Genomic DNA, 13875 nt, shown 5'->3' on the forward strand with positions numbered 1-13875 from the left:
CCTCAGAACAGATCGCTCTGGTTTTTCAATAACGCTTCCACGTCTTTATCCACTTTGATATGAATTTCATGCTCAATTTTTACATTCATATTGATTGTGATCGGCTCCTTGGGTGCGGCGACTTCAATGCGCGGCACGCATCCGATCAGCGGCAGCCCGGCGGCTAAAACCAGTAATGCCCTAAGGCTCATGGTTGAGGGTCCTTTTTCGATGGCAAGGTGGCGTTTTGCTCCACCCAGGATTGCAAATTATCGCCAAAACGCAGGCTGCGCCATAGCTGGAACAGATTTTCCTGATGACGATAGTTGAGATTAACGGTTTGATTACGATTGCTGAAGCGGCTTGTCCCTTGCACCTGCGCATCCATCGTCAGGTCGCCCAGATTATCCAGATTGATGGTGGCCCACGAGCGGGAAATTTCCATGTAACGCAGCCAACTCATTGCCGCGCCCGCTGCCATATTGTTGCTGGTAATCGCATCAGCCATGTCTTTGTCCAGCCTGAATGTCAGCGACCCGCTGTTGGCAATCCAACCCTTTTCAATCAGCCAGCGTTGATGATTAAGCCACAGCGGCAATTCACCGTTAACCTTGCCGGACATAGCAAACTGCTTGGGTTTGATGGCGGTAATGAGCTCACTCAAACTGATATCACGCAGCGCAACACGAGCAACCTTGTGTTGCGGCATGCGTAACGATGGCAACGTAATTTGCCCGCCGAGCAAATCCAGGCTGACGTCCTGCAGCGTTAATGGATGTGATTCCGTCCAGGGATAAGCCCCCTGCAAATCGGCACGTATGTTCTGCAGGGCAAACTGATTTTTTACCTCAGCGATACGCAGTGAAACCGGGCCGCGCACGCCCAGTTGCCAGCGCTGCTGCTTAAGGCGGAAAGGCAATGAGAAATCGACGCCATTGATTTGGCTGTCAGGCGTCCAGACGCTGCCCTGTTTGACCGTCCAGTGTCCGCCCGCTTCAAAACCTTGTTCCGGCGCGGCAGAAAAGGCGATTTGCGCGCGCAGCTCACCGGACTGAATTTTCATCTTCAGATCCTGGCTCAGTAAAGGTTGAAAAACAGTGAGCGATTGTGCTGGCCACCAGGCTTCGCCGCGCAGGCGTTCGCCATCCCAACGACCGTGGACGCGCAATGGGCCAATATCGCCTGCCTTTAGCTCACCGCGCCAGATAAAGTGGCTTGGATCGCGCCCTTTGGCTTTAAATTCCAGATCTGAGTTGGGTAACCAGCCGCCGTAGCTAAACTGCGTTTGCCCCGACTGCATTTTGAACCCGCCATCAAACGACGGGCGTTGCACATCTCGCTGCCAGTTAACCGGCGTCGTCAGCGTTAAACGCGGCTTACTAACCTGCACCATGCCATATTCCAGCTGATTGAACCCCGTTGATAAGGTATCGAGATGAATCAACGTATCCTGCCAGCCGCCAGTGCCCTTCACATCCCACTTTGCATTGAGCGGCAACATTTCGCCGCCCCCCCAATAACGCCAGTTCCATTCGCCTTTATCTGGCCAGAAATTATTTGCCCGGCCATCAAGGTGCAGCAAAAACTTTCCGAAGCTGGGATCGTGGGCTTTTAGAATCGCCTGTAATCGACCATCAATACCTTGCGAAGAGAGTCGCACGCCGGCCAACGGCCAGCGGGCTTCATCAACGTCCAGCGTGGCCAGCAACCGCCCGCGCAACCGCAGAAGCGCGCCAGGTTTTAACGTCAACAATGGATCAAGAACCGAGCCGCTGAGCTCACCTGGAATGGTGCCGTACAGCTGCATCTCCACGAGCTTGCTTTCGCCGGTGAGCTGAAACGGCAGCTGGCTTTGCGTCATACTCAGATGACCCGGCCCGATCCCTAAAACGACGTTGCCTTTGCCGCCGCGCCCTTGGGTTAACAGATTAAGTCGGCCTGTTATGCGCGCAGCTTCCAGCCCGGCTTGCCAGTTATCCAGCGTCAGGTTGATAAAGCCCGACAGCGGCTGTGCATCCAGCGGCCAGTAATATTGCCCTTTTTCGATGTGGATCTGCTGCGCGCTGGCCTGCCACGGCAAACTTAACAACGGCTGCGGAATGCCCTGCATCATCACTTTTAACATGCCTTGCTGCTGTTGCCAGTCAAGCGTGACGTCAAGCGGATCGGGGAGTGCCCCCAGTGACAGTTGCCCACTCACGTTACCGTTCACCGGTAAGCCATCGGCGAATTTCGGTAACTCCAGCTGACCACTTACGGTAACCGGTTCAGGGAGTGCGCCATTTTTAAACGTCAGTCGCTGAATGTTGAGCTGCTGACCTTTTAACGTCGCCTCAAGCTGTAGGTTGTCGCCCTGATAATGCAACTGCTGCTGACCGCTCTCTAGCGCCAGATCCAACTGACCGGCATACGCTTGCCAGGGTGCAATGATCAGTTGATCAATATGCAGATCGGCGCCAGGTAGCATGGCTTGCCATTCAGCCAGGCTTTTGGGTGCAGAGGGATTATCGTTTGTGGCAGGAATGTGTTGCAGACATTCACTGTTTACACTGACTTGCCCCGCGTTGAGCCGCCAACGTGAGAGATGCCAGCCCAGTGAAACGTGTTCAACCGAAGCTAAGACGCAATCGCCGGTCAGATAGCGAATGTGAGGAAACCACACGCCGCCGTCACGCCAGCGTGGCGTGCCTTCCAGTTCGATTCGTGTTTCAGGAGGCATCCAGATGCCGACCAGCCGCGGCAGCCATTGTGTGATGGTGAGCAATAAACCCAGCACCAGCAGAATCAGCGCCAGAATCGCAGCAAGTCGTCGACGGAAAATCCGCGGCATGACAGCAATAATCCTTTTTCTTACAGTATCCTGACAAAGATGATGGCATGTTACGCGCACAAGGTGAAGGATTGCCGGCGAGATGATGAAGCAGATTCAGCAAAGCGCGGCAGAACACGTTATCCTTGGGATATCCCCGTATGCAGGAGCAAAACGATGAAAATCGCGGTTTACAGCACCAAACACTACGACCAGAAATATCTCGAGCAGGTGAATCAGGAGTATGGCTACGAACTGGTTTTTTTCGACTTTTTGCTGACCGAATCCACGGCCAAAAATGCCGTGGACTGCGATGCTGTGTGCATCTTTGTGAACGATGATGGTAGCCGCCCGGTGCTTGAGGAGTTGGCTGCGTTAGGTGTTAAGCACATCGCACTGCGTTGTGCTGGTTTCAATAATGTGGATTTAGCCGCCGCGGCTGAGTTGGGCCTCAACGTGGTGCGTGTCCCTGCCTATTCGCCCGAAGCCGTGGCGGAACATACGATTGGCCTGATGATGACACTTAATCGCCGCATTCATCGTGCCTATCAACGCACCCGAGATGCCAACTTTTCTCTGGACGGTTTAACCGGTTTTAATATGCATAACAAAACCGCAGGCGTGATCGGCACCGGCAAAATTGGTGTGGCGACGATGCGTATTTTGAAGGGATTTGGTATGCGCTTATTGGCCTATGATCCTTACCCAAGCCAGCAAGCGCTGGAATTAGGCGCCGAATATGTTGACCTCAAAACGCTGTTTGCTGAGTCAGACGTGATAACGCTGCATTGCCCGTTAACCCCCGAGAATCATCATCTGCTCAACGCAGGCGCTTTCAGCCAGATGAAAGATGGCGTGATGATCATTAATACCAGTCGCGGCAGTTTAATCGATTCACAAGCAGCAATTGATGCATTGAAACAGCAAAAGATCGGTTCGCTTGGCATGGATGTCTATGAAAACGAACGGGATTTATTCTTTGAAGACAAATCAAATGACGTGATTCAAGATGATGTTTTCCGCCGTTTGTCAGCCTGCCATAACGTGCTGTTTACCGGACATCAGGCTTTTTTGACTGCCGAAGCGTTGACGGCAATATCACAAACTACGCTGAGTAATCTCAGCCAGCTCGAAAAAGGCGAATCTTGCCCTAACCAGCTTTCAGCGTAAAAGACGCGGGCCGGTTTAGCCGGCCCTCTACGTTAACGTGCGCAGCGTCCGCCAATCAACGCTTGTTCATCACAGCGGCGGCCATTAACCAACTGGCACATCCCCACGCGTGAACCATCTAACTGATGCGAAAACGCCAATGTTCCACCGGCACCCGCACAATTACTCTCGGCTAAAGAAGACATCACAACGTGGGGTTGGATATGGGCGGCGGTAGCTTGTTGTGGCGGTTCATTGTCATCACTGTTGCTGCTACAGGCGGATAGCAACAAAGCGGCGCCGGCCAGCAGAAGGGTGGCAGCTTTCATCAGTCAAACTCCGGGAATTGAGGTTAGGGGCGGAGTCAGCATATGTCAGGCAGCGCAAGGGGTCGAGAGGTGAAACAGCTTTTTACAAAATTTCCTGGCTAGCTTTACAAGCAGAATTATCTTGTTTAGCGCCATGCTTGGTTTGACAGATTAAAAACGGTTCTGATATTTCGGAGAAAAGCCATGTTAACGGATATGCTAATCCGCATCGCCCTTGCCGGCGTGTTAGGTGGATTAATTGGGATGGAACGCCAGATGCGGGCCAAAGAAGCGGGTTTGCGCACCCATATCTTAGTGGCGATAGGCAGCGCGATGTTTATGCTGGTATCGAAATATGGCTTCGCCGATATGCTCAACGATCAACATGTTTCTCTGGATCCCAGCCGTATCGCTGCGCAAGTCGTTAGCGGCATGGGCTTTTTGGGTGCCGGTACTATCCTCATCCAAAAGCAGGTAGTTAAGGGCTTAACCACCGCCGCCGGACTTTGGGTGACCGCCGCAATCGGTTTAGTAATTGGTAGCGGCATGTATGAAATCGGCATTTACGGCACGGTTTTAGCTTTAGTGGTGCTGGAAGTCTTCCGCCGTCTGAGCCATCTACTGATAGGCAAACATCATACCATTGTGGTGTTCCTTAAAGCGAAAAGCGTGCCGCTGGTGTTATTGGTGTTACAGCGTGAAGGCATTCGCTATGGACATATTGCTGTGGTAAATCGCAATCCAGAAACGGGCTTATGTGAACTTAGCGTCCATGTGACGTTGTCACACAAAGCCAAAGATGCGCATCTTTATGAGAAAGTCATGGAAATCAAAGGGGTGCAGTCGCTTGAACTGATTTGAATCTCATTAAAATGAGATACCCCTGCGTGAGCTATTACCACCACTTAGAAGAGAACGCGGTGTTTAACTTCGGCTTTCGGTTAAGCGTTGATCATCAACGCCAGCGTGCTTTGCGCTTGCTGAATCAGCATAGCGAAGCGTTACCGCCTGAGATTCATCAAATATTTTTAAGTGACAACGTCACAATCAGTCGGTGTTGAGCGGCAATGATTCAGCTTAAAAAGCAGTTAAATCACTCCCCCCTCCTGTTGCGGTTGCGCTCTGTGACACAGTCGATGCGCTGGTTGATAAATCGGTCTGGATCATTGGCGGTGATATGGCGGGCTCGACCTAAGCTTAGCGATCACGGTAAGCGCAAGCGTCATGGCGAGAAATGCCCGGCGTGACCGGGCATTCTTGTTAATCAATACTTACCTGAGAAGTTCGCGCTGATCCGCTGCGCCAGATACTCTTTTGCAGAGATGGCAGGATACTTTTTCTCCGGGCCTTCAATGATGACATCTTCATTGGCCTGGCAAAAAAAGGCCAGACTGTAGCGAGCTGGAACCGATTCGCCCGGCAATGGATTACTAACCCGATGAAAATTAGACGGCAGTTTGTCATCGCTCCAGCGCATTAGCATATCGCCAATATTACAGGTGATCAGCCCTTCTGACGGTTCAATCGGCGTCCAGACTTGTTCATCCATCTCTTTGCCTGGACAGACCTGAAGCCCACCTTGTCCATCACGTTGAAAAAGCAGCGTCAGACAATCGAAATCAGTATGCGCACCCGCACGCCACGGGCCATCCGGTTCGCCACTAATGGCAAAATAGTGCAGCATGCGTAAGGTGCTTTGATACGTCTCACGCGACGGATCATGCGCTTGAGTAAAGAACGTTTCAGGCATGCCCAGCTTAATGGCGAAGCAGGATAATAATTTCATTCCCACTTCCCAGCATTGGCGTTCAAACGTCAGCGCGCGCTGTTTGAAGCCCGGCAACGTGACATCGTCAGGCCACAGCCCTTCCATACGTGGCCGGGTAATCTGATAAGACTCTTTTTGATCGGGTTTACCGGTTGAGGGGCGTATTTGCGAGCGATATTCCCACCCTGCGTTACGTCGCAAAGGATGACGAGCTTTATCGGCTTCGGGTAATGCGAAGAATCGCTCTGCATTCACGAAAGCTGAATTGATCTCTTCAACAGCAATACCATGACCGGAAACCTGAAAGAAACCGATATCGGTGGCGGCTTGCCATACCTGATCGGCTATTTCCTCTTTGCGCTGGTCAAAATCGGTCAGGTCGATAATGCGCACTTCGCGTGCTGCTTCCACGCCTCGCGCGCCCATCCGCGATTCTTTTGATAACTCATGTAATGCATAAGCTGATGTATTGGTCATTGGTCTACCTCGTTAACGATTTTCAACGAATGACCCACGCCTGAGCGACGGGTCAAAGCCTCACTTCACAACTACGTGATTGAGCAATGACCCACCGAGAATGATATCGGCTGACAGCTTCTACTCTCTGGTCATCAAGCAAGTGCTGTGCCACTTCATAAATTCTTTATTAATCAGGTCGTTGATATTTTTTGGCTACCCAAAAGCGCTGCTTATGCACTAAGAATGTGCATTTCTGCACCTTTTGCGCCATTAGCGTGCTTAATGGCGACTCTGCTCCTCAGTGGATTTTTCTGTTTTTTTAAAATCACTTTCATAATCATTGAGATACACTCGCCGTTTTGTAGCTGGCATGTGGCTTGCAACAAAAAATTCAGAGTATAAGCGGTCAACATGGCAGCAGAATCCATGTGGGACATTGCTCTGCAGCTTCGGCTGTACCTCGTCAGGGGGCGATGATAAGCATCGCGAGCACAACGCTTAGCCACTCATCCCCTGATGGCATTTTCATGCTTGAATTGGGGGTTACAATGTCAATGTCGTTATTCCGTTTATCTCTTTTCACCTTCGCGATGAGCGCTAGCGCCTTCTCTCACGCCGCAGACAAACTGGTTCTACAAACAACCTGGGTTGCGCAAGCAGAACAAGGGGGTTATTACCAAGCTGTTGCCACCGGAATTTATAAAAAATATGGCCTTGATGTTGAGGTGCGTTCTGGTGGGCCGCAACTTAATAACATGACGCTGCTGCTGGCAAAGCGTGCAGATGTCATCATCAGCTATGACCTTCAGGTACTACAGGGCATTGCGAAAAACTTTCCCCTGAAAGCGATTGCCGCGCCTTTCCAGTTTGATCCACAAGGCATTATCACCCACAGCGATGTTGATTCTTTGGCGAGTTTGAAAGGCAAAACCGTATTAGTGTCTGCCAGCGGTCAAGCCAGCTGGTGGCCATGGTTGAAAAGCAAATATCAGCTCAGCGACGCTCAGGTTCGCCCTTATACCTTCAACATGCAGCCTTTTCTCGCCGATAAAAATACGGCGCAGCAGGCGTATGCCACTTCAGAAGTTCAGCAGATCAAAGCCGTTCAACCGGACAGTAAATTCTATCTTTTTGCCGATTACGGCTATCCCGCTTATGGCGGCATTCTGGTCACGCGCGACGATCTGCTGGCAGAAAAACCGGAGGTCATGAAACGCTTTGTTGCCGCATCAATGGAAGGATGGAAATCTTATCTTAGCGATCCTAAACCCGGTAATGCCCTGATAAAAAAAGAGAATCCACAAATGACCGATGCCGTGCTGGCCTTTGGCGTTGGACAGCTCAAAACGTTACATCTCATTGAGGGCGGCGATGCGGCTAAGCAAGGAATTGGCGCCATGACACCTGCACGCTGGCAGGCAACACGAGACTTTATGGTTAACGCTGGCCTGCTGAATAAATCCGTTAACTGGCAGAGCGCGTTTACGACCCAGTTTTACCCGCAGCCTGCCCTGTAAGGAGAAAGAATGGACGCGCTACTGATCAAAAATTGCCATGCGATTCTCACGGGAAACCGCCAACAGCCGCGCAGCACTGCAAGTGATATTCGCATCCGGCAAGGCATTATCACTGAAATGGGAAGCCTGACATGCCAACAGGGAGAGAGGCTGGTCGACGCCCGAGATTGTGTTGTCTATCCCGGCTGGGTAAATACTCATCACCATCTGTTTCAATCTCTGCTAAAAGGTGAGCCGCAAGGGTTGAATCAGAGTCTGGGCGCGTGGCTGGCTGCCACGCCCTACCGTTTTCGTGGCGCTTTCGATGAGCAGACCTTTCGCGTGGCGACGCGTGTGGGTTTAATTGAACTGGTGCGTTCTGGTTGCACCACGATTGCCGATCACCACTACCTTTATTGGCCCGATATGCCGTTTGATGGCGCTGAGATTCTGTTTGATGAAGCGCAGAAATTAGGCGTGCGTTTTGTTTTATGCCGGGGCGGCGCCACCCAAAGTCGTGGACTCGAGAGCAGCTTACCGACAGCCTTACGGCCTGAAAAATTTGATCGATGGATGGAGGACGTCGAACGGCTGGTTCAGCGCTATCATCAACCGAGCCAACATGCCATGCGCCGCGTGGTTATGGCACCCACAACGACATTGCATTCAACTACGCCGCAAGAATTGCGTGAAAGCGCCAGCCTGGCGCGAAAACTTGGCATTGGTTTACACAGCCATCTCTCAGAGACTGTCGATTATCTGGATGCGGCAAAAGCAAAATTTGGCATGACGCCTTTGCAGTTTTGCGCCGAACATGACTGGATTGGTGAGGATGTCTGGTTTGCTCATCTGGTCAAATTGCTGCCTGAAGAGATTGCGATGCTTGGTGCATCGCGCTCAGGTATTGCTCACTGCCCGCAAAGCAATGCGCGGCTTGGTAGCGGTATCGCTGATTTAATTGGGCTGGAGCAAGCGGGTGTGAAAATTTCCATTGGCGTGGATGGTGCCGCCTCTAATGAAGCCGCAGATATGCAAAGCGAAACCCATGCAGCATGGCAATTACAGCGCGCACGTAAAGGGATGCTGGCGAAACCGCGTTACGCGGGCGGAACCTTTGAAGGCGGCGGCGATGCCGCCACGATTGAAGATGTGGTGCGTTGGGGAACGTCTGGCGGTGCGCAAATATTAGGATTGGATACGGGGGAACTTCGCCCGGGCATGGCGGCTGACATCGCTGTCTATCGACTTGACGATCCGCGCTATTTTGGCCTGCATGATAGTGCAATCGGGCCAGTGGCGAGTGGCGGACGCGCGGCATTGAAAATGTTGCTCTGCCAGGGAAAAGTGATTGTCGAAGATGATGTGATTCCCGGCGTCGATCTGGCTGAGCTGGGACGCGAGGCGGCAGAGGCTGTAAAAATTTTGCAACAGCGGGCAAATGTAAACTGATGGCGTTAAGGCTTTGTCGGTTCATTCAAAGCCTTAATAGCGTTTAATTACAGAGGATAGAGAGGGAAACTTATTGCAAGGAGGACCTGACAGGCCTGTCGGTGAACACGCCGGCTTACGCTAAAATCATGCTGGCTTTCATCGCCGCAATCCGTACCATACTGTGCATAGTCGATGTCGCTCTGTTTAGTGACCGGGTCACGCGCTGACGCAGCGCGTTTATCGGGTGCTCACCTCAATGTCAGGCAATAATTAAATGCAACAAAGTCAAGAAGATACAAAGAAAGCGCAGTACAACCTTAATAAACTGCAGAAGCGCCTGCGCCGTGATGTCGGTTCTGCCATTGCTGACTTCAATATGATTGAAGAAGGTGATCGCATCATGGTTTGCCTTTCCGGCGGCAAAGACAGCTACACCATGCTCGAAATTTTGCGTAACTTGCAGAAAAGTGCGCCCGTCAATTTCAGCCTGGTGGCGGTGAATCTCGATCAGAAACAGCCCGGTTTTCCGGGTCACATCCTGCCGGAATATCTGGAATCACAGGGCGTTGAGTACAAAATTGTCGAGGAAGATACCTATTCCATCGTCAAAGATAAGATCCCTGAAGGCAAAACGACCTGCTCGCTGTGTTCTCGCTTGCGTCGTGGCATCCTTTATCGAACCGCGAGTGAGTTGGGTTGCACTAAGATCGCATTAGGCCATCATCGTGATGACATTTTGCAGACGATGTTCCTGAACATGTTCTACGGCGGAAAAATGAAAGGAATGCCGCCGAAGCTCATGAGCGATGACGGCAAACACATCGTTATTCGCCCACTGGCCTACTGTCGTGAAAAAGATATTATTCGTTTCTCTGAGGCGCGCCAGTATCCGATCATCCCTTGCAACCTGTGTGGTTCACAGCCGAACCTGCAGCGTCAGGTCGTAGCAGATATGCTGCGCGATTGGGATAAACGTTATCCCGGTCGTATTGAAACCCTGTTCAGCGCAATGCAAAACGTGGTGCCATCGCATATGGCTGATATCAATTTGTTTGACTTCAAAGGCATCAAACACGGCGATGACGTGGTGGATGGTGGCGATTTAGCGTTTGACCGGGAAACCTTACCGGTGCAGCCGATTGGCTGGCGCGCAGAAGAGGAAGAGTCGCCAGTCCTGAGTACGCGACTGGATGTGCTGCAGATTAAGTAAAATTCAACGTAGAAACAGAGAGGGCGCGCTGCATAACAGCGCGCCCTTTTTTATCTGTGCGGCGGCGGATCCATAACCGGCGGGAAGTCAGGGTTGGGTGGATCGGGTTGCGGCTGAGGTTGTGGAAACGGATCGGGGATTGGCGTTGGGTCAGTTGGAATCGGTTCGCTGGCGATAATCGCGTTCATGCCGTTCTCCTTCTGTTGCGTGGACACTTTTCGAATGTATTTTTCGTCTGTACTTATCGTATGTACTTAAGCATAGGAAAGAATGTGCGGCTGAGCCAGGCGGGCAAAAAAAAAGCCGGCGGATAAGGCCGGCATGATTCGAATTATAATGTGCTATGCAATAATTCTAAAAAGGAAGTAAGACAATATGGAGCGCAACGCCCATCGCTTGACGTTGCATTCACCTGCGGAAGAGAGTTTGCGTCAATCGGCGTTCGCCGTTATTGATATCGATCAGTTTTTATCGCCCTTTCTCCATCATCAGTCCGATAAAAACGTCTCTATAACATGCTGATAACCCTTTTTAAGCAATTTTTAAAGCCAGCGTCGCCGTTTGAGGTAGCCCGCTACACCCAAGGCTAATACCACCAACAGAAAGCAAAAAACGCTGAAACCGTAGCGCCATTCGCCACCGGGAATGCCGCCTAAATTGACGCCAAACAAGCCAGTCAGGAAGGTCGCGGGCAAGAAAATCATCGCCATTAATGACATGGTGTAAGTCCGACGGTTCATCGATTCCGCCATCACTGACGCGAGTTCATCTGCCAGCACCGCAGTACGCGCAACACCCGCATCTAAATCATCCAGACCACGCCCTAAACGATCCGAAATTTCCTGCATGCGACGGCGTTCGGTATCATCCATCCAGGGTAATTTTTCACTGGCGAGGCGTGCATAAACATCACGCTGCGGTGCCATATAGCGCCGCATGACGATCAGTTGTTTACGCAGTAAGCCCAATTCGCCCCGTGCGGGAATGCGTTGATCAAGCAGTGCATCTTCCATCTCGATGATTTTATCGTGCAGCTCTTCGATAAATTCACTGGCGTGATCGGTTAAGGTGTCGCAGATATCTATCAGCCAGCTACCGCAATCCACCGGACCATTACCATTCTGCAGATCGGTCAACACTTCATCTACTGCATACACTTTGCGGCGACGGGTTGAGACGATCAACTTATCGTTGATAAACATCCGCATAGCAACCAACTGGTCTGGCCGTGAATCACTGTTGTGGTTGACGCTACGCAGCACAATCATGAACCCGTCACCCAACCGGCTAACGCGCGGACGCATACTGTCTCCCGCCAGCGCATCGCGCACTGAATCAGGCAGCAGCGGCGTAGATTGCAACCACTCGGCACTTTGGCGATGGGTGTAATTTAGATGGAGCCAACACGGCTTCTCGCAGTGAATAATATCTTTATCTTCGATGGCAATCTGGCCACCCTTACCGTCAAGCTGACAAGCAATAATGGCATCTGAAACTTGTAACGCTTTGCCTTCAATCACATCCACGATGGAGCCTCACTACCAAAATCAATACGATACAGTCTAGCGCGGCAGCAAACAGATGCAATCTTCTGGCTGTGAGTAAAAATGTCAGAACGCGGCCTGTGAACAGGCCGCGGCAGGATCACTGTTTTTCTATCCAGAGTTCGCGGCTATAGGCCACATCTTCGGGGTTGGTGATGGGATAACCTTTCACCCACGGCTTGATTAAACGGCCATTGGTATATTGATAAATGGGCGCAATGGGGGCCTGATCGGCAAGGATTTGCTCTGCACGATTGTAATCGACGTTGCGGGCTTGTTCGCTAGTTTCACTGCTGGCCTTTGCCATCACCGCATCGTAATCCTCATTTTTAAAGCGTGCGATGTTGCTAGTGTTGCCAGATGTTAGCAGGCTAAGAAAAGTTGACGGCTCATTGTAATCACCCACCCACGAAGCGCGAATCACATCAAAATTACCGCTGTTTCGGCTGTCGATATAGGTTTTCCACTCCTGATTTTCCAGCGTGACGTCAACGCCGAGATTCTTTTTCCACATTGAGGCGACAGCAATGGCAATCTTTTGGTGGCTTTCAGAGGTGTTATACAGCAACTTGAGATGCAAAGGCTTTTCAGGTCCATACCCTGCTGATGCCAGTAATGCTTTGGCTTGGGCATTGAGCTCATTTTGTGGATGCTGCTGTAAAATGGAGTCCAGCGGTTTGAATCCTGCGGTCACGTCTGGCGTGAAGTGCCAGGCCGGTTTTTCGCCGGTTCCCACTACTTTTTCTGCAATAATGCTGCGATCAATACTCCAGGACAGCGCCTTGCGCACCCGCACATCCGCCGTAGGTCCTTTTTGCGTATTAAACGCGTAGTAATAGGTGCCGAGTTGATCCGGTGTATACACCTCGCCCGGTAATTCTTTCTTCAATAGCGCATACATGTTTTTGGGGAAAGATTCGGTGATGTCGATGTCATTAGAGCGATAGCGTTTGGTCGCGCTGGATTCCTCGTTAATCGGTAAAAACGTCACTTTAGAGAGCACCGAATGCGCGTTATCCCAATATTGCGGATTGCGCGTCAGCACAATTTTTTCATTTACCACTCGATCGCTGAGCTGATACGCGCCATTGCCCACCAATTTGCCCGGCGATGTCCAGCTTTCACCCTCTTTCTCTACCACTTTTTGTGGTACCGGGAACAGCGCCACGTTAGCAACCAAGCTTGGAAACCAAGGCACCGGGCGATCCAGTGTCACTTTCAAACGCTGATTATCCAGCGCAGTCACGCCAAGTTTGTCTGGGCTGATTTCACCTTTGGTGATCGCTGTCGCATTTTCAATGCCGCTAAGAGCGGCAAACCAGGCGAAAGACGCGCTATTTTTAGGATCGACCAGCCGCTGCCAGCTGTAGACAAAATCGTGCGCAGTAACCGGCTCACCATTTGACCAGCGAGCCGTGTTACGCAGGGTGAAAATCCAGGTTTTGTTGTCGCTGCTGCTCCAGCTTTGCGCCACGCCCGGCACGATTTTCCCGTGTGCGTCCTGGTTAGTGAGACCTTCAAACAGGTCGCGGATCACTTGAATTTCAGGTAATCCCACGGCTTTCACAGGATCGAGCGAAGCGGGTTCATCTTTTATATGGCGTACGATTTCTTGTTTATCGGCGAGTTGTGCACCCGCCGGTACATTGGCCGCCAGCGCGGGCGAGATAACACTGGCCAGGCTGAGCGCCGCCAACGTCATGCGAAACGTGTTGATCATCA

12 protein-coding genes are annotated in these 13875 nt (G+C 51.4%); 5 read left to right on the forward strand and 7 right to left on the reverse strand.

The annotated features are described in order from the left end of the window. Positions 1 to 2: 2 nt before the first annotated feature. On the reverse strand, positions 3 to 191 hold the full coding sequence (locus SC127_RS21960) for a YnbE family lipoprotein (RefSeq protein ID WP_215846753.1): 189 nt from the start codon (positions 189 to 191) through the stop codon (positions 3 to 5). Further along, on the reverse strand, positions 188 to 2809 hold the full coding sequence (locus tag SC127_RS21965) for a YdbH family protein (RefSeq protein WP_332628138.1): 2622 nt from the start codon (positions 2807 to 2809) through the stop codon (positions 188 to 190). The genes SC127_RS21960 and SC127_RS21965 overlap by 4 nt, the downstream gene beginning before the upstream one ends. 156 nt (positions 2810 to 2965) lie before the next feature. On the opposite strand from SC127_RS21965, the gene SC127_RS21970 reads away from it, so the two are divergent. Next, positions 2966 to 3958, forward strand: coding sequence for a 2-hydroxyacid dehydrogenase (locus SC127_RS21970; RefSeq protein WP_332628140.1), 993 nt, complete (start codon positions 2966 to 2968; stop codon positions 3956 to 3958). A gap of 32 nt (positions 3959 to 3990) precedes the next feature. Here the strand turns inward: SC127_RS21970 and SC127_RS21975 are convergent, their stop codons facing one another. Further along, positions 3991 to 4266 carry a putative hemolysin gene (locus SC127_RS21975; RefSeq protein ID WP_215846752.1) on the reverse strand — a complete coding sequence of 92 codons (276 nt, stop codon included), beginning with the start codon at positions 4264 to 4266 and terminating at the stop codon, positions 3991 to 3993. A gap of 183 nt (positions 4267 to 4449) precedes the next feature. Between SC127_RS21975 and SC127_RS21980 the strand changes: the two genes are divergently transcribed. Continuing rightward, positions 4450 to 5106 carry an MgtC/SapB family protein gene (locus SC127_RS21980; protein WP_215846751.1) on the forward strand — a complete coding sequence of 219 codons (657 nt, stop codon included), beginning with the start codon at positions 4450 to 4452 and terminating at the stop codon, positions 5104 to 5106. A 403-nt stretch (positions 5107 to 5509) separates the two neighbouring features. Here SC127_RS21980 and SC127_RS21985 read toward each other — a convergent pair whose 3' ends face one another. Beyond that, complete coding sequence (locus SC127_RS21985; RefSeq protein WP_332628143.1) at positions 5510 to 6490, reverse strand: isopenicillin N synthase family dioxygenase; 981 nt, start codon at positions 6488 to 6490, stop codon at positions 5510 to 5512. 536 nt (positions 6491 to 7026) lie between these two features. Between SC127_RS21985 and SC127_RS21990 the strand changes: the two genes are divergently transcribed. The 3 genes from SC127_RS21990 to ttcA all read left to right on the forward strand — a co-directional run bounded on the left by SC127_RS21990 (position 7027) and on the right by ttcA (position 10609). Beyond that, positions 7027 to 7989, forward strand: a complete 963-nt coding sequence (locus SC127_RS21990; RefSeq protein WP_442955767.1) for an ABC transporter substrate-binding protein — start codon at positions 7027 to 7029, stop codon at positions 7987 to 7989. A 9-nt stretch (positions 7990 to 7998) separates the two neighbouring features. Further along, positions 7999 to 9417 carry an amidohydrolase family protein gene (locus SC127_RS21995; RefSeq protein ID WP_332628145.1) on the forward strand — a complete coding sequence of 473 codons (1419 nt, stop codon included), beginning with the start codon at positions 7999 to 8001 and terminating at the stop codon, positions 9415 to 9417. Between the two features lie 256 nt (positions 9418 to 9673). After that, positions 9674 to 10609, forward strand: coding sequence for a tRNA 2-thiocytidine(32) synthetase TtcA (ttcA, locus tag SC127_RS22000; protein WP_332628147.1), 936 nt, complete (start codon positions 9674 to 9676; stop codon positions 10607 to 10609). A gap of 50 nt (positions 10610 to 10659) precedes the next feature. Here ttcA and SC127_RS22005 read toward each other — a convergent pair whose 3' ends face one another. The 3 genes from SC127_RS22005 to SC127_RS22015 all read right to left on the reverse strand — a co-directional run bounded on the left by SC127_RS22005 (position 10660) and on the right by SC127_RS22015 (position 13873). Then, complete coding sequence (locus tag SC127_RS22005) at positions 10660 to 10797, reverse strand: hypothetical protein (RefSeq protein ID WP_243077870.1); 138 nt, start codon at positions 10795 to 10797, stop codon at positions 10660 to 10662. A 354-nt stretch (positions 10798 to 11151) separates the two neighbouring features. Further along, positions 11152 to 12135 carry a zinc transporter ZntB gene (gene zntB, locus SC127_RS22010; RefSeq protein ID WP_215846746.1) on the reverse strand — a complete coding sequence of 328 codons (984 nt, stop codon included), beginning with the start codon at positions 12133 to 12135 and terminating at the stop codon, positions 11152 to 11154. Between the two features lie 118 nt (positions 12136 to 12253). Next, complete coding sequence (locus SC127_RS22015) at positions 12254 to 13873, reverse strand: peptide ABC transporter substrate-binding protein (protein ID WP_243078494.1); 1620 nt, start codon at positions 13871 to 13873, stop codon at positions 12254 to 12256. Between the last annotated feature and the right edge of the window lie 2 nt (positions 13874 to 13875).

This window comes from Pantoea sp. T14, from assembly GCF_036663535.1.
In the GTDB taxonomy this organism is placed as follows: Bacteria; Pseudomonadota; Gammaproteobacteria; order Enterobacterales; family Enterobacteriaceae; genus Pantoea; species Pantoea phytostimulans.

Coding starts and splice junctions, on each gene's coding strand:
- SC127_RS21960 (WP_215846753.1), bottom strand. CDS start 191: ATGAGCCTTAGGGCATTACTGGTTTTAGCCGCCGGGCTGCCGCTGATC.
- SC127_RS21965 (WP_332628138.1), bottom strand. CDS start 2,809: ATGCCGCGGATTTTCCGTCGACGACTTGCTGCGATTCTGGCGCTGATT.
- SC127_RS21970 (WP_332628140.1), top strand. CDS start 2,966: ATGAAAATCGCGGTTTACAGCACCAAACACTACGACCAGAAATATCTC.
- SC127_RS21975 (WP_215846752.1), bottom strand. CDS start 4,266: ATGAAAGCTGCCACCCTTCTGCTGGCCGGCGCCGCTTTGTTGCTATCC.
- SC127_RS21980 (WP_215846751.1), top strand. CDS start 4,450: ATGTTAACGGATATGCTAATCCGCATCGCCCTTGCCGGCGTGTTAGGT.
- SC127_RS21985 (WP_332628143.1), bottom strand. CDS start 6,490: ATGACCAATACATCAGCTTATGCATTACATGAGTTATCAAAAGAATCG.
- SC127_RS21990 (WP_442955767.1), top strand. CDS start 7,027: ATGTCGTTATTCCGTTTATCTCTTTTCACCTTCGCGATGAGCGCTAGC.
- SC127_RS21995 (WP_332628145.1), top strand. CDS start 7,999: ATGGACGCGCTACTGATCAAAAATTGCCATGCGATTCTCACGGGAAAC.
- ttcA (WP_332628147.1), top strand. CDS start 9,674: ATGCAACAAAGTCAAGAAGATACAAAGAAAGCGCAGTACAACCTTAAT.
- SC127_RS22005 (WP_243077870.1), bottom strand. CDS start 10,797: ATGAACGCGATTATCGCCAGCGAACCGATTCCAACTGACCCAACGCCA.
- SC127_RS22015 (WP_243078494.1), bottom strand. CDS start 13,873: ATGATCAACACGTTTCGCATGACGTTGGCGGCGCTCAGCCTGGCCAGT.